The sequence below is a fragment of the Hydrogenophaga sp. PBL-H3 genome, assembly GCF_010104355.1.
Taxonomy (GTDB): Bacteria; Pseudomonadota; Gammaproteobacteria; order Burkholderiales; family Burkholderiaceae_C; genus Hydrogenophaga.
Genome location: NZ_CP044972.1, coordinates 1,224,772 through 1,250,693 on the forward strand (window position 1 = coordinate 1,224,772; position 25,922 = coordinate 1,250,693).

The window sequence follows — 25,922 nt, forward strand, 5'->3', positions numbered from 1 at the left end:
ACGGCGCGCGGCGCAGGGCGCTTCCTACAATCGAGCCATGCTGTTTGAAGAACCCGTTGTTCCGTCCCCGCTGCTCGCGGGTCTCAATGCCGAACAAGGCGCTGCCGTGATGCTGCCGGCCGAGCACGCGCTCATCCTGGCCGGGGCGGGCTCGGGCAAGACCCGTGTGCTCACCACCCGCATTGCCTGGCTGCTGCAGACCGGGCAGGTCACGCCCGGCGGTGTGCTGGCGGTGACCTTCACCAACAAGGCCGCCAAGGAAATGATGACGCGGCTCTCCAGCATGCTGCCGGTGAACGTCCGTGGCATGTGGATCGGCACCTTCCACGGCCTGTGCAACCGCTTCCTGCGTGCGCACCACAAGCTCGCGGGTCTGCCCGCCACGTTCCAGATTCTCGACACGCAAGACCAGCTCTCGGCCGTCAAACGGCTGTGCAAGCAGTTCAACGTGGACGACGAGCGTTATCCGCCGAAGCAGATCCAGTATTTCATCAGCGGTTGCAAGGAAGACGGCCAGCGCCCGCGCGATGTGGTGGCGCGCGACGAAGAGACGCGCAAGAAGGTCGAGCTGTACGCGCTGTACGAAGAGCAGTGCCAGCGCGAAGGCGTGGTGGACTTCGGCGAACTCATGCTGCGCTCCTACGAAGTGTTGCGCGACAACGATCCGGTGCGCGAGCACTACCAACGCCGCTTTCACCACATCCTGATCGACGAGTTCCAGGACACCAACCGCTTGCAGTACGCCTGGATCAAGATGTTCAGCGCGCCGCCGCTCGAAGGCTTGCCGGGCTCGGGCAACGCCGTGTTTGCAGTGGGCGACGACGACCAGAGCATCTATGCGTTTCGCGGTGCGCGCGTGGGCAACATGGCCGACTTCGTGCGCGAGTTCAACGTGCGCCACCAGATCAAGCTGGAGCAGAACTACCGCAGCTGCAGCAACATCCTCGACTCGGCCAACGAACTCATCAGCCACAACACGAACCGCCTGGGCAAGAACCTGCGCACCGACGCCGGCGCGGGCGAGCCGGTGCGGGTGCATGAAGCCACGAGCGATTTTGCCGAAGCGCAGTGGATGGTCGACGAGATGAAGCAGCTGGCGCGCGAGGGTGTGCCCAAGGTGGAGATGGCTGTCCTCTACCGCAGCAATGCGCAAAGCCGCGTGGTGGAAACCGCGCTGTTCAACGCGGCCATGCCCTACCGCGTGTACGGCGGCTTGCGCTTCTTCGAGCGCGCCGAGATCAAGCACGCGCTGGCGTATTTGCGCCTGCTGGAGAACGCCAACGACGACACCAGCTTCCTGCGCGTGGTGAACTTCCCGCCGCGCGGCATCGGCGCGCGCAGCATCGAGCAGCTGCAGGACGTCGCGCGCACCTCGGGCTGCTCGTTGCACGACGCCGTGAGCGCGGTGACCGGGCGCGCCGGGGTGGCCATCGGCGCGTTTGTGGCCAAGCTTGATGTGCTGCGTGAACGCTCCGAGGGCATGACGCTGGCCGAGATCATCGAGCTGGTGCTCGACCACAGCGGCCTGGTGGAGCATTACCGCGCCGAGCGCGAAGGGCAGGACCGGGTGGAGAACCTGGAGGAACTGGTGAGCGCGGCCAAGAGCTTCGTGGGCATTGAGGGCTTTGGGCGTGATGCAGTGGCTCGCACGGGGGATGGTGCGGCCTTGACGCAGAGCCCGGCGAGCCAGGGGCTGGATCCCGAGATGTCCGTTCGCCCTGAGCCTGTCCTTCGACAAGCTCAGGATGATCGGGAATCAGGGTCTTCGACAAGCTCAGACCGAACGGATGTTGTCGAACCCGACACCGGCGAGACCATGAGCCCACTCGCCGCCTTCCTCACGCACGCCGCGCTCGAGTCCGGCGACAACCAGGCGCAGGCCGGGCAGGACGCGGTGCAGCTCATGACGGTGCACGCCGCCAAGGGGCTCGAATTCGATGTGGTCTTCATCACCGGCATGGAAGAGGGCCTGTTCCCGCACGAGAACTCGATGAGCGACCGCGACGGGCTGGAAGAAGAACGCCGACTGATGTACGTGGCGATCACGCGTGCGCGCAAGCGCCTGTACCTCAGCCACTCACAGACGCGCATGCTGCACGGCCAGACGCGCTACAACATGAAGAGCCGCTTCTTCGACGAACTGCCCGAAGCCTGCCTGAAGTGGCTGACGCCGCAACAGCCGGCCTGGGGTGCGCCGGGTGGTGCGGGCGGAGGCGGCGGCCAGTGGCAGAACGGACGGCGCAACTTCGGCGCGCCGCCGGCGCTGCAGCCCTCGTGGTCACCCGGCTTCAACGACAAGGGCGACCCCAAAGGCCTGGGCCAGCAGGCGCCCGAGCCCGACCGCGGCACCGACATCAAGGCCGGCATGGCGGTGTTTCACAACAAGTTCGGCGAGGGCAAGGTGCTGTCCATCGAGGGCGCGGGCGATGACGCCCGCGCGCAGGTGAACTTCAGCCGCCATGGTACGAAGTGGCTCGCGCTCAGCGTCGCGAAACTCACGCAAATCGTCTGAAGATGCTCAAGCCAGTCGGAGCGTGACCGGGATCGCTTGAAGCGGTCCAGCCCAGGGACACCGCGGGTCCGGCTCCGCCGGCCCCAGGTGTCGCCCCCCTTTCAAGGGGGGAGGCGCCGAAGGCGACGCGGGGGGTCAACTTCCAATGATTCCGCCATCGTTCTTGGTGATGACGATGGTGGCCGAGCGTGGGCGCTGGCCCGCACCGTAACCCGCGTTCGCCGGCCAGCGGCTCTCGAATTTCGACGGGTCGTTCACATCGGCCATCTTCGTGTTTTCACCCGCGTGCTGGATGTTCACGAAGATCGCGCGGCCATCCGGCGTTTCGGTGATGCCGGTGATTTCGGCACCCTTGGGGCCGACCAGGAAACGCTTGAGCGTGGCGGGCGTCTGCGGCTTGCCCACGTGGGTGGTCACCTGCTTGTCGCCGTGGGTCAGCGTCTTGGCGCCGCCGTCACCGCGTTGGCCCGGCAGGGCAGCCAGCAACATGCAATTGGTCTTGTCGGTGTAGGCGCCGTCGTCGGTCTGGATCCAGCAGAGACCAGTTGCTTTGCTGAACACCAGGCCATCGGGCGATGACAGATCGTTGTCGTCGGTCAGGCTGGAGAGGTTGACCTGCGACTTGTCGGAGTCGGCTTCCGAGGCAAAAAGGTAGATGTCCCACTGGAAGGCGTCATCGGCCGGGTTCTTTTGCGACATGCGCACGATGTGGCCGTGCACGTTGCCCTTCTGCTCCTTGCCGGCCTTCAGGTCGGTGTACACGCGGGGGTTGGCGCTGTCCACGGTGGCCACGGTACGCGCGCTGTTGTTGGTCAGCGTGATGTAGACCTCGCCGTTTTTCGGGTTCACGCCACCCCATTCGGGTCGGTCCATGCGCGTGGCACCCACCGCGTCGGCTGCCAGGCGGGTGAACACGGCCACGTCGGCCTCGCTCTTGAACTCGAAGTACGAACTGCCGGCGATCACCGGGTTGTCCATCGAGAGTTCCAGCCACTCGCCGGTGCCGTCGCCCTTGAAGCGGGCGGTGAACAGGGTGCCCTTGTCCAGGTACTTGTCGCCCGCGGCCAGGCGGTTGGCGGGGTTGGCGTCTGCCGGGTCCCACTTGGCTGCGGAGACGAACTTGTAGATGTACTCGCCGCGCGCGTCGTCGCCCATGTAGGCCACCACCGGCTGGCCGGCCACGGCGCGGGCGAAGGTGGCGTTTTCGTGACCCATGCGGCCCAGGGCGGTGCGCTTGCGCAGCGTGGTGGTCTTGTCGTAGGGGTCAAGCTCGACGATGTAGCCGAACGTGTTCATCTCGTTGCGGAAGTCGTCCTTCGCGCTGGCGGCCACAGCGCCGTTGTTCCAGCGCGTGTAGGTGTCGGCGCTGCCGCCCGATTCCCAGCCGTGACGGCTGGCCGTGCCCGCCTTGCGGCCGTAGCGGTTGAGGGCTTGCACCTGTTTGTCCTTCTTGCGCGCGTCGTCGTCCTTGGCGTCGCGGAAGAAGTAGCCGAACCAGTTCTCTTCGCCCGAGATGAAGGTGCCCCAGGGTGTGCGGCCGGTGCCGCAGTTGTTGAGCGTGCCGCGCGCCTGCGTGCCGTCGGGGCTGTACTTGGTGACCAGGTGTTCGCTGCCGCGCGCCGGACCGTGGATGGTCACCGGCGTCATCGTGGTCACACGGCGGTTGAAGGCCGAGGCTGGCTTCGTGGCCCAGGCCTTGCCGTCGGTCTGCACTTCCACGACCGACAGGCCGTGGATCATGAGTTCCTTGTCCACTTCGGCCGCCGGGCGGGGCAGGGTGGCCGTGCCGCCGTTGGCGTGGATGAAGAAGGAGCTGAGTTTTTCGTCGGTGGTGGCTTCGTGGTTCATGGCCAGCAGGCCACGCGAGTTGAAGCTGTCCGAGGGCTTGCCCGATGCGTCCAGGCCGAACCACTCGATACCGTCGTGGTGGTCGCCCGCGCGGTTGCCGAACTCGGCGTCGGTGCCGTCGTTCTTGAAGGCCGGCGTCGCGGCATTGAGCGGATCACCCAGGGCGTAAATGACGCGCGCGGTGTAGCCCTCGGGCACGGTCACCTGGTCGGCCGTGGACTTGGCCACGGGCTTGAAGCCCAGGCTGCTCACCGGCGCTGCGGGGCCACTGGTGGCGCACCCGGTCAGCGCCGTGCCGCCCAGCGTGGCAACGCCGGCGGCGCCCAGCAGGCTGCGGCGGCTCAGGCGCGTGGACAGCACGCTGTCGAAACTGGGGTTGTTGCTGGTGTTGGAGTCTTCGTCGTGAAAGATGTCGCTGGGGCGCTGGGAGTTTGTGGTCATGGGCTCGTGCTCGGGTTGTTGGTCGCAGCCGATGATGTGCAAGTCGCGTGACCGTTGCGTGACAACCCCGCAGGCGCGCGGAAAGAATTTGCGTGAAGCGTTGATGACAGAGGGACATCCAAACGGACCATGCCGTGTGGCTCGTTCGTCAAGGAACGGTCACGCAGCCTTTGGACACTGGGTGGCTCATATAACCCACCCACAGGACGCCCCATGGCCCACCACCCCATTGACGATTGCAACCATTCCGACGCCGAGCATTTCCAGGAGGTGCTGGCACGCGGCCGCCTGTCGCGCCGGCACCTGATCCAGGGTGGCCTGGGGCTGGTTGCTGTCTCCAGCATCCCTCTCATGGGCATGTCCGAAGCCCGGGCCGAGCAAAAACCAGCCGAGCTGGACTTCGACGCCGTTGCCAAAAGCATCGCCGACCAGATCGTGCTGCCTGCCGGCTTCACCTTCACGGTGTTGCACGCCACTGGCGACCGCATCTCCAGCGACGTTCCGGACTACAGCAACCAGGGCACGGAAGCCGATGACTGGAGCCTGCGCATCGGCGACCACCACGATGGCATGGACATCTTCCATGTCGGCCCACGTGGCCGTTACACCGAGCGCGACACCCGCCGCGCCGTGCTGGTGGTCAACCACGAGAGCTCGGCCGATGCCCACTTTTTCCACGAAAAAGGTCAGACCACCAACGGTGTGTCGGGCAAGAAGTTCTCCCAGTTCTCGGCGTCGTCGGGTGGCTGGGATCTGGGCACGCGCCTGGAATCCGAAGTGTTCAAGGAAATCAACCACCACGGGGTGTCGATCGTTGAAGTGCGCCGCGGTCGTGATGGTCGCTGGGAATATGTGGTGGACTCCGAACTCAACCGCCGCGTGAACGGACAGACGCCGGTGCGCATGGCCGGCCCGGACGCCCACCTGGCCGACATTCACCGCTTCATGGTCACCCGGTACGACACCACCGGCAAGACTTCGCGCGGCACCTTGAACAACTGCGGCCACGGCAAGACGCCCTGGGGCACCTACCTGGCCTGCGAGGAAAACTGGGCCACCTACTTCTACATGCCCAATGGTTCGGTCGACGTGGATGCGAAAACCAAGGCCTCGCGCCAGCGCTACGGCGTGATCCGTGCCCCGTTCACCGGCACCACCGGCGCACCTGGCCAGGGCTGGTCGGCGGTGGCCACCAAGGCCACGGACGACCGCTTTGCCCGCTGGGATGTGTCAGCACCGGGAGCCAGCGCGGCGCAAGACTTCCGCAACGAACCCAACACCTTCGGCTTCAACGTCGAGATCGATCCGCTGAACCCGGATGCCGTGCCCGCCAAGCGCGTGGCCATGGGCCGTTTCGCGCACGAAGCAGCCGTCTGCAGCATCCCCGTCAAGGGCAAGCCGCTGGCTTTCTACATGGGCTGCGATTCGCAGAACGAGTACATCTACAAGTTCGTCACCACGGCCGTGTGGGACCCACGCGACGAGGGCCGCGGCATGGCCGCTGGCGACAAGTACCTGAACGAAGGCACGCTGTATGTGGCCAAGTTCAACGATGACGGCAGTGGCGTCTGGATCGAGCTCAACACCGCCAACGTCTCCGCATTGAACCCGGGTTATGCCGCCACCTACACGTTTGCCAACCAGGCCGACGTGCTGGTCAACACCCGCCACGCGGCCACCGCCGTGGGCGCCACCCGCATGGACCGCCCGGAGTGGGGCGCGATCAATCCCAAGAACGGTGAGGTTTACTTCACCATGACGAACAACAGCAGCCGCACCGTGGCCAATACCGACGGAGCCAACCCACGCGCCTACGCCGACAACGACGGTCTGACCCGCTCGGGCAACCCCAATGGCCACATCATCCGGTTCCGCGAACTCGGCAGCGTTGCCACCGCCGTCCAGTTCACCTGGGACATCTTCCTCTTCGGCGCCGAAGAAGACGCGGGCGCCGGCATCAACCTTTCCGAGCTGACCGACAAGAACGACTTCTCGTCACCCGATGGTCTGTGGTTCAGCCAGGCCACCGGCATCTGCTGGATCCAGACCGACGACGGTGCCTACACCGACGAGACCAATTGCATGTTGCTGGCGGCGCTCCCCGGTCAGGTGGGCGATGGCGGAGCGATCACGGTGAACAACAGCCTGGGCGGTGCCTCTGGCAGCAAGAACACCTTCATCGGCGCCACGCTGGGCGAAGCGCGCCTGCGCCGGTTCCTGGTGGGCCCCAAAGGCGCCGAGATCACCGGCTTGACCGAAACGGACGACGGTCGGACCTTGTTCGTGAACATCCAGCACCCGGGTGAAAACACCCCGGCACTGGGTGCGGGCCCGTTCAAGTTCCAGAGCCAGTGGCCAGGCAACGAAGGCCATGGCCCAGCCGGCCGTCCGCGCTCGGCAACCATCGTGATCACCCGGGAAGACGGCGGCGTGATCGGCCTCTGATCCACTGAGCATCCAGGGCCTCTGCCGGCGCAAGTCGGCAGAGGCCTTTGTGTTTGGTTGACGCAAACCCTCGGGAGATGGCGCTCCTTGCGCTGTCGCCGTGCTCCAATCCGACACCCGAACCTTGGAGACGCCATGAAAAACACCGCCATGACCGGACTGCTGGCCCTCGTGTGTGCCCTGCCGGTGGCCTGGGCCGCAGACACACCCAGCAACATGGGGCCCAACGCGCAAGAGCACATGGTCGCGGCGCGCGCTGCCATGGCAGCGAAGAACTGGACCAAGGCGATTGCCGAACTCAACGCTGCGGTGAAGACCGAGCCGCGCAACGCCGACGCGCACAACCTGTTGGGCTACAGCCACCGCAAACAGGCCAGGCCCGATCTGGCCAAGGCGTTCGAGCACTACAAGCTGGCGCTTCAGATCGACCCCGGGCACAAGGGCGCACACGAGTACATCGGCGAGGCCTATCTCATGGACAAGCGACCCGCCGATGCCGAGAAACACCTGGCCGAACTGGCCCGGATCTGTGGCAACCAGACTTGCGAGGAATACGCGGACCTGGCCAAGGCAATCGCGGCCTACAAGGCCAGGGCACCGGGCTGAATCCGATCAGCTTCGCGGCACGGCTGGGTGCGCTTCGGGTGGGCGCTGCTCCATGTAGCCGCGTCCGTCCTTCACGCCGGTGCGCCCGGCGATCTGCCAGGCGGTGCGCTGGTTGATCAGGCGGGCCAGGAACTCCAGCTCTTCGTCGGTGTGGTTCAGGGCCGGTGCCGGCGTGAGGAAGCGCCCGGCCTTGGGTTCGGCTTCGCCCCAGAACGACTGGTGGTAGCTCGACACCGACAGCGCCTTGTTGCCGCCAGCCTGCATGTCCACCGTGCCGTAGCAGTTGCAGAAATAGCTGCGGTTGGCCTGTTCGGCAAACACCTCGGTGTAGACGCCGGTGCCGCGGATGCCGGCGGTCAGCGTGGGGGTGACGATGGCGCGGTTGCTGCCACGGCCAAACGCGCTGACCACCGCGCCCGTGAGCAGTCGCAGCAGGCTCACGGTGTGCAGGGTGGCGCCACGCTCCACCGTCATGCGCGAGTTTTGGCGCACGTTGAACGAGGCATTGCCCAACACGAAGATCAGTCGCGACGCCGGGCCGGTGAAGATCTCGTCACCGGTCTGGATGGTCTGCTCCGGCAGCATGCGCCGGCCGTTGAGCAGCACGTCGCCGACCAGCTCCACCACGTTGCTGCGTTGCTGCGCCATGGCAGCCGGCAGACCGCCCATGGCCACCCACGCCGCAGCGGCCTTGAGGGTGTCGCGGCGCTGAAACCAGGTCACTTCGCTCTCGACGCGGCCTTGCAGGGTGTGTTGGCTCATGCATCTTCTCCGGTGGTGGTGGGGGCGAGTCGCTCGGCGGGGTCAAAACTGTCAACAAAGGTGAAATAAATCGAGGTGTGAAACATGGAGGCCATGAAAAGCACGGCCGGGTACAGCACGATATTGAGTGCGCCCGCGCCGCCGAACAGGGCGCCGAGCAAGCTCATGAACAGTCCCACCAGCATGAACACGCCGACCCAGCCCAGTGTGTAGAACAGCATGGCGCCTTTGTTGCCCCAGCAAGCCATGAAGCTGAAAAACAGGCTCTTGCCCGGACTCACGCCGTGCCAGTGCACCAGGGCAGGCGCATGCCAGAAGGCCATGAGCACCGGCAGGTAGATCACCAGGCCGGCCAGCAGGCCCTGGTTGGCCAGCGAGGCGCGCACCATCTCGGCCGTGACGTCGGCGGCGTTCGGGTCCACCGGCGGTGGTGCCTCGCCGCCAAACAGTGTGGCCACGCCCAGCACCAGCAGCAGGCCAGCGGCATACAGGGCGCCGAGGATGAGCATGTTGCGGGTCTGCACGGGTTTGCCCCGCAGGCCCGAGATCAGCGCGGAGGGCATGGGAAAGCGACCCTGCACGGCTTCGCGCGTGGCCGCCATCAGGCCCAGCGTGGCGGCCGGCACCAGCACCAGCGAGATCACCGTGCCCAGCAGCGGGATGAGCGAGAGCACCGAGACGGTGGCCATGAACATGAAGAACAGGCCGGACATGGCCAGCGGCTGGCGAAAGAAGGTCTTCACGCCCAGCTTGACCCAATGCAGGCCGACTCTGGCGGGAACGAGATGGAGTTTCATGCGGTCACGGGTTGGGGCGCTGCTGCCGGGGCTGCAGCGTCCAGAAGCTGCATTGACAGTTGGCCAGCGTGGGTGGCGCGGTCGCGCAGCACGCGTTCGAAATGGGCGGGGTCGTGGGCTTGCAGCATGGCGGCCTCGCGCGGCAGGTGCAGGTCCCACAGGCGGGAGATCCAGAAACGCAGTGCACCGGCGCGCAGCATGGCCGGCAGAAGGCTGCGCTCGGCAGCGCTCAGCGGCCGCACCGCCTGGTAGGCCGCCAGCAGCGCCTGGGCGCGCTGAGCATCGTGGCTTCCGTCGGTGGCATCAAGGCTGTGGTGCACGCACCAGTCGTTGAGGCAGACCGCGATGTCAAACAGAAAGGTGTCGCAGCCGGCGAAGTAGAAGTCAAAGAAGCCGGTGAGTTCACCGGCTTCGAACATCACGTTGTCGCGGAACAGGTCGGCGTGGATGGGTCCACGGGGCAGGGCGGTGAAAGCCGGGCTGGCCGCCACGTGGTTCTGGTAGGCCAGTTCGGTGCGGATCAGGTCGGACTGCTCAGCACTCAGAAAGGGCAGCACCACCGGCACGGTCTCGTTCCACCACGGCAGACCGCGCAGGTTGGGCTGGTTCAGCGGGAAGTCGCGCCCGGCCAGGTGCATGCGCCCCAGCATGGCACCCACCGCTTCGCAGTGCGCCACACCGGGGGCCAGTTCGCTCTTTCCCCGCAGCTTGTCCACCACGGCAGCGGGTTTGCCCTGCAGCGTGTGCAGGATCTCGCCGCTGGCGGTGGCGGCCGGGTCGGGTACCGGGATGCCTTTGCCCGCCAGATGCTTCATGAGGTGCAAATAAAACGGCAACTGCTCGAAGCCCAGCCGCTCGAACACGGTGAGCACGTGTTCCAGCGTGGCGCCATCGCGCTCGCTGGTCACGAAGTAGTTGGTGTTTTCAATGCCGCCCTGGATGCCCCGCAGGTCGGTGAGATCTCCCAGATCCAGGGTGTGCAGCAGGGCAGAGGCTTCCGCAAACGCGACTTCGGTGTAAACGGCCATGAGGCGGGCAATCAGGAAGGAAACAATCAGAAATTCAGGATGCGCCAGCTGCTGCGACCGGCGTTGCCGGTGCGTTTGCCACCCACCTCGCCGGTGGTCGAACCGTTCGTCTCGGGGTTGATCTGGTAGGCCGGTGCGCCGTTCTTGGGCTGCACCTCGATGCTTTTCGTCTCGCCGCCCACGCGCACCTCGTCGATCCGGGTGAGGGCGTCCTCGTTGGTGATGCGCTCGATGCGGTCGCGCGGTGAAGCGGGCTGGGGAGCTTGCTCCACCGGGGCTGTCTGGCTGCGGGCGGCCGAGGCCAGGGTGATACCCGCCACCAGGGCGAGGGCGGACAGCAGGCGTGGGGTATGGGCGGTCATGCGTCATTGTAGGCAGGGAGGGCTCCATGGGGTGCACGCAGGGAGATGCACCTTGCCACTGGATACGCAGCCCACGGGCCAGCGGATGTGGCGCGATCTCCCCGACAATGCGCGCATGTCCGACGTTTCATCCCCTGCCCCCACCCTGTTGCTGGTCGACGGCTCCAGTTACCTGTACCGCGCGTTCTTTGCCGGCGGCGAATCCCTGAGCACGACCTTGCCCGATGGCACCGTCCTGAAGACCGGGGCCATCCGCATCATGATCAACATGATGCAGAAGCTGCGCAAGGACGTCCGGGCCGATTACGCCGCCTGCGTGTTCGACGCCAAGGGGCCGACCTTCCGGGATGCGCTGTATCCGGACTACAAGGCCAACCGCTCGCCCATGCCCGACGACCTGCGCGCGCAGATACCGCCCATCCACGAGGTGGTGAAGTTGCTGGGCTGGAAGGTGCTGGACGTGCCCGGTGTGGAGGCCGACGACGTGATCGGCACCCTGGCGCACACCGCCGCGCAGCAGGGCATCACGTGCATCATCTCCAGCGGCGACAAGGACCTGAGCCAGCTCGTCAACGAACACATCACGGTGATCGACACCATGAACGACCGCAGGCGTGATGTGGCTGGCGTGACGGCCGAATTCGGCGTGCCCCCCACCCTGATGCTGGACTACCAGACCCTGGTGGGCGACCAGGTGGACAACGTGCCCGGTGTGCCCAAGGTGGGTCCGAAGACCGCCGTGAAGTGGCTGCAGGAATACGGCTCGCTGGAGGCGTTGGTGGCGCGCGCCGGAGAGATCAAGGGTGTGGCGGGCGAGAACCTGCGCAACGCGCTCGAGTGGCTGCCCAAGGGTCGCGAGCTGCTCACCATCAAGACCGATTGCGACCTGAAGGATCACATTGAGGGGCTGCCCTCGCTGGAGGCCATCACGATCAGCGGGCAGGATTCCGAGGCCCTCAAGGCGTTCGGCGAAAAGTACGGCTTCAAGGGTTTGGTGCGCTCCCTGGTGCAGCACGAAGTGCCGCCGGAGCGCATCGAGGCGCACCCGGCCAAGGCGAATGGCAAGGGCACGACCGGCGATGGTTCGCCCGGTCTGTTCGACGAACCCGACCTCAGCGGAAGCACGCAGCGCACCAGCAACCTGAACTACGACACGCTCCTCAGCTGGGACGCTTTCGACACCTGGCTGGCCCGCCTGCTGGCGGCCGACCTGGTGGCGCTGGACACCGAAACCACCTCGCTCGACGAGATGCGCGCCGAGATCGTGGGCATCAGCTTCAGTGTGAAGCCGGGCGAGGCGGCCTACATCCCGCTGCGCCACAGCGGGCCCGACGCGCCCGAGCAGCTGCCGTTCGACGAAGTGCTGGCCAGACTCAAGCCCTGGCTCGAGAACCCGAAACACGCCAAACTCGGCCAGCACGTGAAGTACGACCGCCACGTGTTCGCCAACCACGGCATCGAGGTGCAAGGCTATGTACACGACACCATGCTGCAGAGCTACGTGTTGGAAGTGCACAAACCGCATGGTCTGGCCAGTCTGGCCGAGCGCCACCTGGGCCGCCAGGGCATCAATTACGAAGACCTGTGTGGCAAGGGCGCGCACCAGATCCCGTTTGCGCAGGTCGACGTGGCCAAGGCGGCCGAGTATTCGTGTGAAGACAGCGACCAGACGCTGGATGTGCACCGGGTGCTGTGGCCGCAACTGCAGGCCGACGACAAACTGAAGTTCATCTACGAACTCGAGATCGCGAGCAGCGAAGCGCTCTACCGCATCGAGCGCAACGGCGTGCTGATCGACGCGCCCACGCTGGCCAGGCAAAGCCACGAGCTGGGATCGCGCATCCACGCGCTGGAGCAGGAGGCCTATGAGATTGCGGGCCAGCCGTTCAACCTGAGCAGCCCGAAACAACTCGGCGAGATCTTCTTCGACAAGCTCGGCCTGCCGGTGATCAAGAAAACCGCCACCGGCGCGCGCAGCACCGACGAAGAGGTGCTGGAGAAGCTCGCCGAGGACTACCCCCTGCCAGCCAAGATCCTCGAGCACCGGGGCCTCTCCAAGCTCAAGGGCACCTACACCGACAAGCTCGCGCAGCTGGCGCACCCGAAAACCGGGCGGGTGCACACCCACTACGCACAGGCCGTGGCCGTCACGGGGCGCCTGTCCAGCAACGACCCCAACCTGCAGAACATCCCGATCCGCACGCCCGAAGGCCGGCGCGTGCGCGAGGCCTTCGTGGCACCGGCCGGCCATGTGATCGCGAGCGCCGACTACTCGCAGATCGAGCTGCGCATCATGGCCCACATCAGCGGGGACGAAGCGCTCTTGCGCGCCTTTCACGAAGGCATCGACGTGCACCGCGCCACCGCCGCCGAGGTGTTCGGCGTGGAGGCCGCCCAGGTGAGCAACGAGCAGCGCCGCTACGCCAAGGTGATCAACTTCGGCCTGATCTATGGCATGAGCGCGTTCGGGCTGGCCAAGGCACTGGCCATCGACAACACGGCGGCCAAGAACTACATCACCCGTTACTTCGAGCGCTTCGAGGGCGTGAAGCGCTACATGGACGACACGCGCAAGAGCGCCAAAGCGCAAGGCTACGTGGAGACAGTGTTCGGTCGGCGTCTGGTGCTTCCGAGCATCCAGTCGGCGAAAGGTGCGCTGTTGTCTTCGCTGGAGCGGCAGGCCGTCAACGCGCCCATGCAGGGCACGGCGGCCGACCTGATCAAGCTCAGCATGGTGGTGGTGCAGAGGGCGCTGGACGCGCAGCAGCGCGGCACCAAGATGATCATGCAGGTGCACGACGAACTGGTGTTCGAGGTGCCCGAGGGCGAGGTGGACTGGCTCAAGGTCGAGATCCCGCGCCTGATGGCGGGCGTGGCCGAACTCAAGGTGCCGCTGCTGGCTGAGGTGGGTGTCGGTCCGAACTGGGATCAGGCGCACTGACATGCAGCGCTCCCGACGCGCATTCCTGTGCGCAGGTCTGGCGGCGGCGGGTGGTCCGGCATGGGCACAGACCAACGACAAATGGGGGGCGCTGCGCGCTTACCCCAGCAGCATGTCCAGCTTCGAGCGCGCACCCGAATACCGGGTGGGCAATTACTCGGGGGGTCACGAACAATCGATTCGCCACCATGTGATTCGCGCAGGGACCGCTGCCTCTCCCTGGCGCGAGTCGCCCCTGAACGATTTCCACTACCGCTGGGGGCCGTTTCGCAAGACGCCCGACGAGTATCTGGCGCAGTGGCCCGTCACCGGTCTGCTGATCGCGCGGGATGGCCACATCCTGCTGGAGCGCTACGGCTTCGCCCGCCAGTCCTCCATGCGCCTGCAGAGCTGGTCCATGGCCAAAAGCGTGAGCTCGCTGCTGCTGGGCATCTGCCTGGACCGTGGACTCATCGCGTCGCTGGACGACTTGGCCGCCCGATACCTACCCGAGCTGGAGGGCACCCTGCACGGCGAGACCACGCTGCGCCAGCTGGCCAACATGTGCAGCGGCGCCGACGTGATGCACGCGCGGGACAACGCCATCCTTTACCCCGACGCACTGTTGGGCCGGGACCCGGACATCGCGCGCACGGTGACGGGCTGGAACCAGCGCCGCGAGCCTGCAGGGGCTCGCTTCAACTACAACGAACTGTGCCCGCTGGCGCTTGGCATGGTGATGCGCCGTGTCACCGGGGGATCGCTCTCGGCGTTGGCCGAACAGGCCCTGTGGAGGCCCCTGGGCACCGAGGCGCCGGCCACCTGGTTCACCGACGCGCGTGGCGCCGAGTTCAACTGCATCGGCTTTGCCGCGCGGCTGCGAGACTGGGCGCGACTGGGCCAGCTGGTCGCGCAGCGGGGCCGAGGCCCCGACGGCCAAATCATCGTCAGCGAAGCATGGATCAACGAATGCACCTCGTGGGGCCGTGGCGATGATGCGGTGCGCTACGGCTGGGCGCGGCCGGCGGTGGGCTACAAGGCCTTGTTCTGGCATTCGCGCGCGGATGGCTCGCGACCCGCCATGCACGGACACCATGGCCAGCGCGTGCTGATCGACCTGCCCACCCGCACTGTGCTCGTGCAGACGGCTGTGGACCAGCAGGGGCAGTGGGAGCAGGAACTGCTGGACATGTTCGACGCCGCCACGCGGGTTTGATGCCCGTGGCAGACTGGCCTGACATCATCCAGATCAGGAGACGCCTGCATGCTCAACGACCAGCACGCCCTGGACCTCGGCGCATTGCTGCCCGGCCAGTCGAGTGAAAACGGCACCACCCGCCGAACCGCCCTCAAGGCCGCACTCGGCGTGGGTTATGCCGCGTCGGCCTTGCCCCTGGCGGCTCAGACAGCGATCAGAACGCCGTCCGATGGTCTGACCGTGGGCGAGGTGATGATCGACGTCAACGGGTACAACATGCCCGCTTACCGCGCGGCGCCTGCTGGAAAAACAGGGCTGCCGGTCGTGCTGGTGCTCTCGGAAATTTTCGGCGTGCATGAGTACATCGCTGACACCACGCGCCGCTTCGCCAGGGCGGGGTACCTGGCGATCGCGCCCGAGCTGTTCGTGCGTCAGGGTGACGCACAGAGCTATGGCGAGCTGGCCAAGCTGATCGATGAAGTGGTCACCAAGGTGCCCGACGCGCAGGTGATGACCGATCTGGATGCCACGGTGAAGTGGGCCGCAGCCAACGGCGGCAACGGCTCCCGGGTGGGTGTGACCGGCTTTTGCTGGGGCGGGCGCCATGTGTGGCTTTACGCGGCCCACAACCCGGCGGTCAAGGCCGGCGTGGCCTGGTACGGCCGCCTGCTGGGCGATGCCACGCCGCTCAACCCCCGGCACCCGTTGGACGTGGCCGCCCGGCTCAAGGCGCCGGTGCTGGGTCTGTATGGCGGTGCCGACACCGGCATCCCCCTTGACACGGTTGCTAAGATGAAATCTGCATTGGCAGCGGGCAGTCCGGCTGCCAGGGCCTCGACTTTTGTGGTCTACCCCGAGGCACCCCACGCCTTCCATGCCGACTACCGTCCGAGCTACCGCAAGGAGCCGGCCGAAGATGGCTGGAACCGTGCACTGGCGTGGCTCAAGCGGCACGGCGTGGCCTGAGCCGCGCTGTTCCGGGGACCCCAGGCCGCTGCAAAGCGGCCTTTTTTGTGGACAAACTGAAAAAAGAACGACATGACCTTGTTGGCGATCTTGATGGGTACGGTGGCGGCGGGCGTGGGCAGTGTCTGGCTGGCCGCGTTGATGGCGTTTGCAATGCTGGCGCGCTTCACACAGCACATGCTCAGCTTGGCCGCGGGCGCGCTCATGGCCACGGCCTTCATGCATCTGCTGCCCGAGGCGTTCGAGAGCGAAGCCGGCGCGCACGAGCTCTTTGCCATGCTGCTGGGTGGCCTGGTGTTTTTTTTCCTGCTCGACAAGGCCGAGCTGTGGCACCACGGACACGAGCACAACCACGGGCCTGCGCAGGAAGGGGCGCTAGCGGATCATGCCCACCACCACGGTCATGGGCATGGCCATGCCCACCATGACCACGGCCCACGTTCGGGCGGCTGGGCCGTGCTGGCTGGCGACAGCGTGCATGCCTTTGGCGACGGCATCCTGATCGCTTCGGCCTTCCTGGCCGACATGCGTCTGGGCGTGATCACCTCGCTGGCGGTGCTGGCGCACGAGGTGCCGCACCACATCGGCGACCTGGTGGTGCTGCGCCACACATCGCGCACCTCGCGCGCGGCGCTGGTCAAGGTCTCCATGGCGGGTACTGTCACCGCGCTGGGTGGCGTGGTGGGCTATTTCCTTGTCACGCAGTTGCAGGACTACCTGCCGTTCTTCCTGGTGGCTGCGTCCAGCAGCTTTGTTTATGTGGCGCTGGCCGACCTGATCCCGCAACTGCAGAAGCAGCTGGGCTTTCGGGACACGGTGTCGCAAGTGGCGTGGTTGCTGGCGGGTATCGCACTGGTCACCCTGGTGAGCAGCCTGGCGCATTGAAACGCCCATCCCCGTCGCTTGCTCACTGCGTGTAGCCGCATCTCCCCTCAAGGGGGCAACACCTGCGCCCCGGCAGAGCCGGTTCTGCGGTATTTCTGGTCAAGGCACGCTGGGCACTACGACCCAGCTGTTTCGCCGAGCGAGAAGCTGAATGTGGCCCCTGCGCCGGGCGCACTGTTGGCGGTGATGTCGCCGCCGTGGCGCTCGATGATGCGGCGCACCGTGGCCAGGCCGATGCCCGTACCTTCGAACTCGCTGGGCAAGTGCAGTCGCTGGAAGGGTTTGAACAGCTTGGCGGCGTAGGCCATGTTGAAGCCCACGCCGTTGTCCCGCACGAAATACCGCGGTGCCGTGCTCCTCCCGGGCCCGGAGTGCCCGAATTCGATCACAGTCTGCGGCTGGTCGCGGCTGTACTTCAAGGCATTGCCCAGCAAGTTCTCCAGAGCAATGCGCGCGAGCTGCGGGTCGCATTCCACATGCAGCCCTTCGGCGACGTGGCATTGCACCAGGCGTTCGGGCTGTTTGCCGAGCTGCTCGGCCAGGATGCTGCGCACGAGTTCGCTCAAGTCAACGCTCTGGCGCGCCAGCGGCGCCTGGCTCACGCGGGCCAGCGCCAGCAGCGCGGAGATGAGCGAGCCCATGCGCGCGGTGGACGACAACACACGGTCGAACATCTCGCGTTCGTCTGCACTCATGCGCTCACCGAGCTGTTCGTCGAGCAGGCGGGTGAAGCCGTCGATGGAGCGCAGGGGCGACTTCAGGTCGTGCGACACGGTGTAGGCAAAGGAGTCGAGCTCGGCGTTGAGTTTTTGCAGATCAGCCGTGCGTTCGCGCACCCGTTGCTCCAGCGTTTCGTTCAAGCGCTGGATCTCGCGATCGCGTCGCAGGCGCACAAGCTCGGCGGTGGCGCGGCTGGCAAAGATGGAGACGAGCGCGAGCATGTCGTCGCGCGGTGTCAGGGGCTTGCGCCACATGGCATACAGGATGCCGATGGGTGTGCCATCGGCATCGCGCAAGGCCTGTCCGAGGTAGGCCTGGAAGCCTTCCCGGTTGATGCCCCTGGCTTGCGGAAACTCAAGGGGCAAGCCTTGCGGACACAGGAACACGTCTTTCTGCTTCAGGGTTTCGGCGCAGGGTGTGCCCACCGTGTCGAAACTGAACGTGGGAGTCTCTTGCGAGTCTCTCCAGATGGAGAGTGCACGCACGCGCTCTGGCGTGCTGCACTCCCCGATCATCACCATGTCGCAGCCAATGGTGTCACTGAGGTGGCGGGTGAGCGCGCTGAAGAAGGCTTCCCCGGTTTCCGCCGCCACGCCTTTGGCCACCTGGAGCAGCAGGGCCTCGCGTCTTTTCTCGGCCGTGATGTTCACCGTGCAGGACAGGATGCAGGCCTCTGCGTCGATTTCGATGAGTTCGGCCCACAGCCGGGCATCAACCACGCCACCATCTTTGTGGCGCAGGCGGGTGTCGTAGTGGTCGATCCGGCCGTCGCGCAGCAGCTGCGCCACAAACTGTTCGCGGTCGGCGGGCGTGAGCCAGACACCGGTGTCGATGGATGTTTTGCCCAGCTGATCTTCGAGTCGAAAGCTCTGTGCCTGGTTGATCTCCACCAGGCTGCCGTCTGCCAGGCGGGTGATGGTGAGGTTCAGCGGACTGAAGTTGAAAGCCTTGGCAAACCGCTCTTCGGAGCGCCGCAGCCGCTCCATGGCCTGGGCTTGTGCACTCACGTCGGTGATGCTGGTGATGATGAGCTTGTCTTCGCGGTCGGTGCCCATTTCGCTGGAAATGAGCGCCTGGAACACGCTGCCGTCGGCGCGTCGGCCCTGGCAGGCAAACTGATCCATGTGGCGCTGTGCATAGAGCTGCTGCAGGTAGGTGTCGCGCTGGGCCGCGTCTGCCCACAGGAAGCCTTCCTGGCGACCGAGCACCTGGTCACGTGCGTAGCCGTAGGCGCGCTCGAACGCCGGGTTCACATCGAGGATGGAGCCAGTGCGTGCTGACTGGGCCAGCATGGGGCTGGGGCTGGTGCGAAAAATTCGGGCAAACCGCTCCAGGCTGCGGTCGCGCTCCTGCTCGGTGGCCTTGCGGCGTTCGAATTCCTGGGCCTGCAGTTGCAGCGCCCGGTTGGTCCTCAGCCGGCTGTGGTGCACCATCAGTGCGACTCCCAGGACCGTGGCCGAGTGCGTGATCCACACGCGCAGGCTGACATTGAAATCCGGCTGGGCTGTGAGCAGGCCGGTGGCTTCCGCCCAGGTCAGCACACCCAGCGATCCGATGCTGGCGACCGTGGTGACAATGAGCGCCGTGCGCCCCAGGAAGATGCCGGCGCCCACCACCGAACCCATGAACAGGAAGCCGACGGCGGTGCGCACCGAACCGTAGGCAAGGGCCGAGAAGATGGCGGCGGCCAGCACCGCCGCCACGATGACATGCGCCACATAGCGCGTGCGACCGGTGCGAGCGAGGCCGTAGCAGAACCAGGCCACGACCGTCAGCCCAGCCGCGACCCAGGTCTCGTGCTTGCCCGGAGCTTGGAGAACCAGTTCCATCAACAGCATCAGCAGACCCGCGATGCCGATCACGAGCGATGTCAAGGCCAGTGCGGCGGTGCGGTCCTGGTTACCCAGAATGCTGAAGGCTGCGTCGTCGTACTGCTGCATGGAGCAAGGGCTGGGATGGGATGGCGAGTGGTCCGTCAGCCAGCGGCGCAGGGCGCGTCGGGCGTGTTGCACCACTCGCTCCAGCTGCCAGGGTAGAGCGCTGTGCGGCCCAGGCCGGCAATTTCCATGGCCAGCAGGTTGGGGATGGCGCTGACACCGCTGCCGCAGTGGTGCACCACACTGGCGGGGTCGCGACCGGCAAGCAGGTGCTCAAACTCGGCGCGCAATTGCGCAGCGGGCTTGAACAGGCCGTCGGGTCCGATGTTCTCGGCGAATGGCCTGTTCAATGCACCCGGGATGTGGCCGGCCACCGGGTCGAGCGGCTCGACCTCGCCTCGAAAGCGGGCAGCAGCCCGTGCGTCGATCAACGTTTGTGCGGGGCGGCCGAGCGACTGCATGATGGCGCTGGTGGACGCGGTGGCGGCAGCTGTCGGCTTGAGCGTGAAGTGCCCGGGTTCGGGCTGTGGCGATGGTCCACCGACCACCGCACCACCGGCCGCTTTCCAGGCCGCCAACCCGCCGTCCAGCACGGCCACCGCTTCGTGTCCGCACCACTTCAGCATCCACCAAAGGCGCCCGCAGTAATTGGCGCCCTGGCGATCCAGCACCACCACCTGCACGCCGTCGGACAGGCCCAGCGCGGCCATGCGGCGGGCGAATGTCTCGCGCGAGGGCAAGGGGTGGCGTCCGCCGCTGGCGCGGTCGGTGCCCGTTTTGTCGCTGAGGTGTTGATCCAGGTGCACGTACACCGAACCTGCGATGTGCTCGTCGGCAAACTGCGTGGCGCCCGCGTCGGGCTTCATGAGCTCGAAGCTGCAGTCGAACACCCGCAGCGGCGTGCCGGAGGACATGAGTTGCTGCAGTTCGGAGGCTGAGATCAGGGTGGTGAACATGCGCGCATTGTGCTTCAGGGGGACGAGGGGTGTCAGTGTTCCTCGGCGGGCGCATTGGGTACGGCCCGGGTGCGCAACGCCGTTGCAATGACGCCGCTGACAATGATCAGGCCCATGCCCAGCCAGCCGATCAAGGGCAGCTGGTCGCCGAAGATGATGAGGCTGTAGAGGCCGGCAAAGACAATGCCCGAGTACTGCAGGTTGGCCACCACCATGGTGGCGCCACTGGAGTAGGCGCGCGTCATGCACAGCTGCCCGAACACCGCCAGCAAGCCGATCGGCAGCAACCACAGCGCGCTGGGCCAGCGCCATTCGCTGGCGCCCACGAAAAGCATGCCCAGGGCGCCCGCCAACACCGCGCCAATGGAGAAATAGAAGACCGTGCGGCTCTCGGGCTCACCGGCACGCGCCAGGGCCGCCACCTGCAGGTACGCGAATGCCGAGAAGATGCCCGACATCAGGCCCACGAACGCGCCGACCACCTGGTCTTCGCCCAGCGACGGCCGCAGCATCATGGCCACGCCACCAAAGCCTGCCAGCACGGCGAGAAACAGCGGCGCTTGCTGGCGGACGGGCGCGTTGCGGCCCTGCACCAGCAGCGAACCACCAAGCAGGAAAGCGGCGATCCACACGCTGCTCATGTAGTTCAGCGTCATGGCCGTGGCCAGCGGCAGGATGGCGATGGCGTAGAACCAGGCGGTGAGCGCGGTCACGCCCACCACACTGCGCCAGACATGCATCATGGGCAGACGCGTGCGCAACGAGACGCCTTGCAAGCGGGTGAGGCCGATCAGGAAGACGACACCCACCAGTCCGCGGTAGAAAACGATCTCGAAACTGTTGAAGTGGGTCGAGGCAAACTTGATGCACACGCCCATGGTGGCAAAAAACAGCGACGCGAGCACCATCCACAGAGCTTGCACGTATCAGGCTCCCGAGGTGCGCTGGCGGTGGATCAGCAGGTCGATGGCGCGCACCCGTCAGCCCGCGAGATCCGCCGCCATCCGGCGGCGGTACCACTCGTGGAAGTGCTGCATGCCGTCTTCCATCGGGCTCTGGTAGGGGCCCACTTCGTTGTCTCCGCGTGCCAGCAGCGCTTTGCGCCCGGCGTCCATGCGTTCGGCGATCTCGTCGTCCTCCAGGCAGGTCTCCATGTAGGCCGCGCGCTGCGCTTCGACGAACTCGCGCTCGAAGGCGACGATCTCTTCGGGGTAGTAGAACTCGACCATGTTGATGGTCTTGTCCACGCTCACCGGGTGCAGGGTCGAGACGGTGAGCACGTGCGGGTACCACTCCACCATGATGTGCGGGTAGTAGGTCAGCCAGATCGCGCCGTGTTCGGGCATCCGGCCCTGGCGGTACTGCATGAGCTGTTCGTGCCAGCGCTGGTAGACCGGGCTGCCGGCCTTGCCCAGCAGGTTGGCCGGGCCGACCGTCTGCACGGAGTACTCGGGCTTGAACTCCCAGCGCAGGTCCTCGCAAGTGACGAAGCCGCCCAGCCCCGGGTGGAAGGGCGCCACGTGGTAGTCCTCCAGGTAAACCTCGATGAAGGTCTTCCAGTTGTAGTTGCACTCGTGCAACTCCACGTGATCGAGCACCATGCCGTCGAAATCAAGCGCGGCGCGCGGGCCCATGTTCGCCAGGTCGGCCTGGACGTCGCGGCCGTTGTCTTCAAACAGCAGGCCGTTCCACTCGCGCAGCGGGTAGTTGTTGAGGTTCAGGCAGGGGTCTTTGTCGAAGTGGGGCGCGCCCAGCAACTGGCCAGCGTGTCCGCCCTGGATGCCGCTGTAGGTCCAGCGGTGCAGAGGGCACACGATGTTGCCGCCTGCGCTGCCGCTGCGGGTTTCCTGCAGGTTGCCACGGTCCTTGAGGATGATGGCCTGGCGGTGGCGGCAGACGTTGGACACCAGTTCAACACCGCTGGCGGTGCGCACCAGAGCACGCCCGCCGGCTTCTTGCGGGAGGGCGTGGTAGTCCCCCACATGGGGAACGGCGAGTTGGTGCCCCACATACCGGGGCCCGCGCTGGAAGAGGACTTCCTTTTCGCGCTGGAACAGCGCTTCGTCGAAGTAACTGGAAACCTGAAGTTGGCTTGCGGCCTGCTGCAGTTGAAGACTTAAATCAGACATCGTGGTCCTGACCTAGAGACTCCCCCTATGAAGGGGCAGGGTAAGCGCTGTGCTCGTGAGACGAATTCGCGCGGGATGGGTGGAGTGGTGCGTCCCTCCGGGCGTTGGTGGCCCGTCAGTGATGAAAAGGGGCGAATTCTACCCCCCAGGGCAGTACCCGCTGGCCAGCGCCGGTGTGCAAAAGCGTGCCCACTTTAGAATGAACGACGTGAACGATCCAATCCCCGCCGTGCCCCGTACCCCCAAAAACACCGCAGCCGCTTCCACGGCCGATACACCGTCCATCGCCGCCAGCTACGAAGCCGCGCTGCAGGAACTGGAACAGCTCGTGTCCCAGCTCGACGCGGGCCAATTGCCGCTGGACCAGTTGCTCACGCGCTACCAGCGCGGAGCCGAGTTGCTGGCGTTCTGTCGCGCCCGGCTGGAAGCGGTGGAAAACCAGATCAAGGTGCTTGAAGGTGGCGAACTCAAACCTTGGGACGCGACATGAACGCTGTGCTGGGCTCTGAAATCACAGCGGGTTTCGTCAACTGGCGTGAATCGCGGCAGAGCGCGGTCGAGAACGCGCTGTCGCGGTGGGTTCCGTCCGAGGCGCCCGCCGGCCTGGGTGACGCCATGCGCTACGCGGTGCTTGATGGAGGCAAGCGGCTGCGCCCCTTGCTCGTGCTCGCCACTTGCGAGGCCGTGGGTGGACAGCCTGACGCGGCCATGCGCGCGGCCTGCGCGGTGGAGCTGATCCACGCGTATTCGCTGGTGCACGACGACATGCCTTGCATGGACAACGACGTGTTGCGCCGTGGCAAGCCCACGGTGCATGTGCGGTTCGGTGAAGCCCAGGCGCTGCTTGCCGGTGATGCGCTGCAGGCGCTGGCTTTCGAGCTGCTGGTGCCCGACGACGGCAGCGTGCAGCCCGCCATGGCCGCCCGGCTGTGCAGGCAGCTGGCCCTGGCGGCGGGAGCCGGTGGCATGGCCGGGGGCCAGGCCATCGATCTGGCCAGCGTGGGCCATGCGCTGGACCAGCCGGCGCTGGAGGCCATGCACCGGCACAAGACAGGCGCGCTGCTCCAGGCCAGCGTGATGATGGGGGCAGCCACCACGCAGGTGTCTGCAGGCACAGAAGCACGACTGTCCGAGTACGGCGCCAGCGTGGGCCTGGCCTTTCAGGTCGTGGACGACATCCTTGACGTGACTGCCGATTCGGCTACCCTGGGCAAGACAGCAGGCAAAGACGCTGCAGCGGACAAACCCACTTTCGTGTCCCTCATGGGGCTGGCATCCGCACAAGCCTATGCGGACCGTGTGCTGGACCAGGCTCACGAAGCTTTGCGACGCAGTGGCATCGAGCGACCCGATACCTTGCATGCCCTGGCCGACTGGGTCGGTCGTCGCGCCTCCTGAGGTGCCCCTTCATTCATGACCCGAGCGACCCTGCCCATGAGTTCCTTGCTCTCATCCATCGAGTCCCCAGCCGATGTGCGCCGCCTCACCCGCGCCCAGCTCCTGCCGCTGGCCGACGAATTGCGCAGCTACTTGCTGCAAAGCGTGGCACGCACCGGTGGCCACCTGAGTTCCAACCTCGGTACGGTCGAGCTCACGCTGGCGCTGCACTACGTTTTCAACACACCCGAAGACCGCCTGGTCTGGGACGTGGGCCACCAGACCTACCCGCACAAAATCCTGACCGGTCGCCGCGACCGCATGAGCACCCTGCGCCAGCTGGGCGGCATCAGCGGCTTCCCGCGCCGATCCGAGAGCGAATACGACACTTTCGGCACGGCCCACTCGTCCACCAGCATTTCGGCCGCGCTCGGCATGGCCATGGGGGCCAAGATCAAAGGTGAAAGCCGCAATTCCGTGGCGATCATTGGCGATGGCGCCATGACCGCCGGCATGGCCTTTGAAGCGCTCAACAACGCTGGTGTGGCCGAAGGTCGCCTGCTGGTGGTGCTCAACGACAACGACATGTCGATCTCGCCGCCAGTGGGTGCGCTCAACCGCTACCTCGCCCAGCTCATGAGCGGGCAGTTCTACGCTGCAGCGAAGAACGTGGGCAAGCAGGTGCTCAAAGGGGCGCCGCCCTTGTTTGAACTGGCCAAGCGGCTTGAAGAACAGGCCAAGGGCATGGTGGTGCCGGCCACTCTGTTCGAGAAGTTCGGCTTCAACTACATCGGCCCCATTGACGGGCACGACCTGAACTCGCTGATCCCCACGCTGGAGAACATCCGCCACCTGCTCGAGACCGACAGCGGGCCGCAGTTCCTGCATGTGGTGACCAAAAAAGGCCAGGGCTACAAGCTGGCCGAAAACGACCCGATTGCTTACCACGGCCCAGGTACGTTCGATCCAGCCGTGGGCATTGTCAAGGCGGCTTCGGCCCCCAAGACCACGTTCACCCAGGTGTTTGGCCAGTGGCTGTGCGACATGGCCGCGGCCGATGAACGTCTGGTGGGCATCACGCCCGCCATGCGTGAGGGCTCTGGCATGGTCGAGTTCGAGCGCCGTTTTCCCAAGCGGTATTTCGATGTCGGCATTGCCGAGCAGCACGCCGTGACCTTCGCGGCCGGCCTGGCCTGCGAAGGCCTCAAGCCGGTGGTGGCGATCTACTCCACCTTTCTGCAGCGCGGCTACGACCAGCTCATCCACGACGTGGCGCTGCAGAACCTGCCCATGGTTTTCGCCCTGGACCGAGCAGGTCTGGTGGGGGCCGATGGCGCCACCCACGCGGGGGCCTACGACATCGCCTACCTTCGCTGCATTCCCAACATGGCCATTGCCTGCCCGGCCGACGAGGCCGAGTGCCGCCAACTGCTGTCGACCGCACATGCCCAGAACCAGCCGGTGGCCGTGCGCTACCCGCGCGGCGCGGGTGTGGGCGCTGCCATCCCGGCCAGCCTGGATGGCTTGCCCTTTGGCAAGGGCGAGCTGCGTCGCCAGGGCAAGGGCATTGCGATCCTGGCCTTCGGCACGCTGCTCCATCCGGCGCTGGCCGCCGGTGAGAAGCTGGGCGCCAGCGTGGCCAACATGCGCTGGGCCAAGCCACTCGATCTGGACCTGCTGCGCGAACTCGCTGGCACGCACGAGGCACTGGTGACGGTGGAAGAGGGCTGCCTGCCCGGTGGCGCCGGCAGTGCAGTGATGGAAGCCTTGCAGTCCGAAGGCCTGCAGGTGCCGGTGCTGTCGCTGGGTCTGCCTGACGAATTCTCGGAGCATGGCGATCCTGCCAAGTTGCTCAGCGCGCTGGGCCTGGACGCTGCCGGCATCGAGGCGTCGATCCGTGTGAGGTTCGAAAGTCTGCTGCGTGCAACGCCTGGCCTGAAGGCGGTGGGCTGAGCAGGTTGGTCTGCTTCTGAACGCGGTCCCGGGCGAGGGCCGTTGTTCGAGGGAAAACCCCGGGGCTTTGTCGAGGGGCCGTTCCTACAATTCCCATGGACTTGACAAGGCCTTGTTCGGTTCTGTCGGGTCGGATGTCC

The 25,922-nt window shown here is 65.9% G+C and carries 19 protein-coding genes; 10 read left to right on the plus strand and 9 right to left on the minus strand.

The features are described from left to right. The first annotated feature begins 37 nt into the window (after positions 1–37). Entirely contained in the window at positions 38–2,512 is a 2,475-nt protein-coding gene (locus F9Z44_RS05945; RefSeq protein ID WP_159604403.1) for a UvrD-helicase domain-containing protein, read from the plus strand. Positions 2,513–2,647: 135 nt separating this feature from the next. Here F9Z44_RS05945 and F9Z44_RS05950 read toward each other — a convergent pair whose 3' ends face one another. Continuing rightward, entirely contained in the window at positions 2,648–4,801 is a 2,154-nt protein-coding gene (locus F9Z44_RS05950; protein WP_159604404.1) for a PhoX family protein, read from the minus strand. 213 nt (positions 4,802–5,014) lie between these two features. Between F9Z44_RS05950 and F9Z44_RS05955 the strand changes: the two genes are divergently transcribed. Together F9Z44_RS05955 and F9Z44_RS05960 are read left to right on the plus strand one after the other, a co-directional pair. Continuing rightward, positions 5,015–7,246: a PhoX family protein gene (locus tag F9Z44_RS05955; RefSeq protein ID WP_159604405.1), complete on the plus strand. Its 2,232-nt coding sequence runs from the start codon at positions 5,015–5,017 to the stop codon at positions 7,244–7,246. Between the two features lie 135 nt (positions 7,247–7,381). After that, positions 7,382–7,852 carry a tetratricopeptide repeat protein gene (locus F9Z44_RS05960; RefSeq protein WP_159604406.1) on the plus strand — a complete coding sequence of 157 codons (471 nt, stop codon included), beginning with the start codon at positions 7,382–7,384 and terminating at the stop codon, positions 7,850–7,852. Positions 7,853–7,858: 6 nt separating this feature from the next. Here F9Z44_RS05960 and F9Z44_RS05965 read toward each other — a convergent pair whose 3' ends face one another. Genes F9Z44_RS05965 through F9Z44_RS05980 form a run of 4 tightly spaced genes read right to left on the minus strand, consistent with a single transcriptional unit; the run spans position 7,859 to position 10,801 of the window. Continuing rightward, the gene (locus tag F9Z44_RS05965) at positions 7,859–8,614 is read right to left on the minus strand and encodes an iron dicitrate transport regulator FecR (protein ID WP_159604408.1); all 756 of its coding nucleotides are present in this window, start codon (positions 8,612–8,614) and stop codon (positions 7,859–7,861) included. After that, complete coding sequence (locus F9Z44_RS05970; RefSeq protein ID WP_159604410.1) at positions 8,611–9,411, minus strand: BPSS1780 family membrane protein; 801 nt, start codon at positions 9,409–9,411, stop codon at positions 8,611–8,613. The genes F9Z44_RS05965 and F9Z44_RS05970 overlap by 4 nt, the downstream gene beginning before the upstream one ends. Then, on the minus strand, positions 9,408–10,439 hold the full coding sequence (locus F9Z44_RS05975) for a homoserine kinase (RefSeq protein ID WP_159604412.1): 1,032 nt from the start codon (positions 10,437–10,439) through the stop codon (positions 9,408–9,410). Before F9Z44_RS05975 ends, F9Z44_RS05970 begins: the two co-directional genes overlap by 4 nt. A gap of 26 nt (positions 10,440–10,465) precedes the next feature. Next, a complete protein-coding gene (locus F9Z44_RS05980; RefSeq protein ID WP_159604414.1) occupies positions 10,466–10,801 on the minus strand; it encodes a hypothetical protein in 336 nt (111 codons plus the stop codon). Between the two features lie 115 nt (positions 10,802–10,916). On the opposite strand from F9Z44_RS05980, the gene polA reads away from it, so the two are divergent. From polA to F9Z44_RS06000, 4 genes are all read left to right on the plus strand, one after another. Beyond that, positions 10,917–13,742: a DNA polymerase I gene (gene polA, locus F9Z44_RS05985; RefSeq protein ID WP_159604416.1), complete on the plus strand. Its 2,826-nt coding sequence runs from the start codon at positions 10,917–10,919 to the stop codon at positions 13,740–13,742. Position 13,743: 1 nt separating this feature from the next. Then, positions 13,744–14,937, plus strand: coding sequence for a serine hydrolase domain-containing protein (locus F9Z44_RS05990; protein ID WP_159604418.1), 1,194 nt, complete (start codon positions 13,744–13,746; stop codon positions 14,935–14,937). A 48-nt stretch (positions 14,938–14,985) separates the two neighbouring features. Next, positions 14,986–15,885, plus strand: a complete 900-nt coding sequence (locus tag F9Z44_RS05995; protein WP_159604420.1) for a dienelactone hydrolase family protein — start codon at positions 14,986–14,988, stop codon at positions 15,883–15,885. A 72-nt stretch (positions 15,886–15,957) separates the two neighbouring features. Further along, on the plus strand, positions 15,958–16,770 hold the full coding sequence (locus F9Z44_RS06000) for a ZIP family metal transporter (protein ID WP_159604421.1): 813 nt from the start codon (positions 15,958–15,960) through the stop codon (positions 16,768–16,770). A 116-nt stretch (positions 16,771–16,886) separates the two neighbouring features. Here F9Z44_RS06000 and F9Z44_RS06005 read toward each other — a convergent pair whose 3' ends face one another. Genes F9Z44_RS06005 through F9Z44_RS06020 form a run of 4 tightly spaced genes read right to left on the minus strand, consistent with a single transcriptional unit; the run spans position 16,887 to position 22,452 of the window. Continuing rightward, entirely contained in the window at positions 16,887–19,502 is a 2,616-nt protein-coding gene (locus tag F9Z44_RS06005) for a PAS domain-containing sensor histidine kinase (RefSeq protein ID WP_159604422.1), read from the minus strand. Next, positions 19,466–20,323: a sulfurtransferase gene (locus F9Z44_RS06010; RefSeq protein ID WP_159604423.1), complete on the minus strand. Its 858-nt coding sequence runs from the start codon at positions 20,321–20,323 to the stop codon at positions 19,466–19,468. Before F9Z44_RS06010 ends, F9Z44_RS06005 begins: the two co-directional genes overlap by 37 nt. Positions 20,324–20,355: 32 nt before the next feature. Beyond that, positions 20,356–21,246, minus strand: a complete 891-nt coding sequence (locus F9Z44_RS06015; RefSeq protein ID WP_159604424.1) for a DMT family transporter — start codon at positions 21,244–21,246, stop codon at positions 20,356–20,358. Positions 21,247–21,303: 57 nt separating this feature from the next. Further along, positions 21,304–22,452 (minus strand): aromatic ring-hydroxylating oxygenase subunit alpha, encoded by a 1,149-nt coding sequence (locus tag F9Z44_RS06020; RefSeq protein WP_159604425.1) that lies wholly within the window; start codon positions 22,450–22,452, stop codon positions 21,304–21,306. 229 nt (positions 22,453–22,681) lie between these two features. Here F9Z44_RS06020 and xseB point away from each other — a divergent pair, with 229 nt between their 5' ends. The 3 genes from xseB to dxs are packed head-to-tail and all read left to right on the plus strand — an operon-like array spanning position 22,682 to position 25,782. Next, complete coding sequence (gene xseB, locus F9Z44_RS06025) at positions 22,682–22,942, plus strand: exodeoxyribonuclease VII small subunit (RefSeq protein WP_442907284.1); 261 nt, start codon at positions 22,682–22,684, stop codon at positions 22,940–22,942. Continuing rightward, entirely contained in the window at positions 22,939–23,850 is a 912-nt protein-coding gene (locus F9Z44_RS06030) for a polyprenyl synthetase family protein (RefSeq protein WP_159604426.1), read from the plus strand. Before xseB ends, F9Z44_RS06030 begins: the two co-directional genes overlap by 4 nt. Positions 23,851–23,886: 36 nt before the next feature. After that, positions 23,887–25,782, plus strand: coding sequence for a 1-deoxy-D-xylulose-5-phosphate synthase (gene dxs / locus F9Z44_RS06035; protein ID WP_159604427.1), 1,896 nt, complete (start codon positions 23,887–23,889; stop codon positions 25,780–25,782). Positions 25,783–25,922 lie beyond the last annotated feature (140 nt).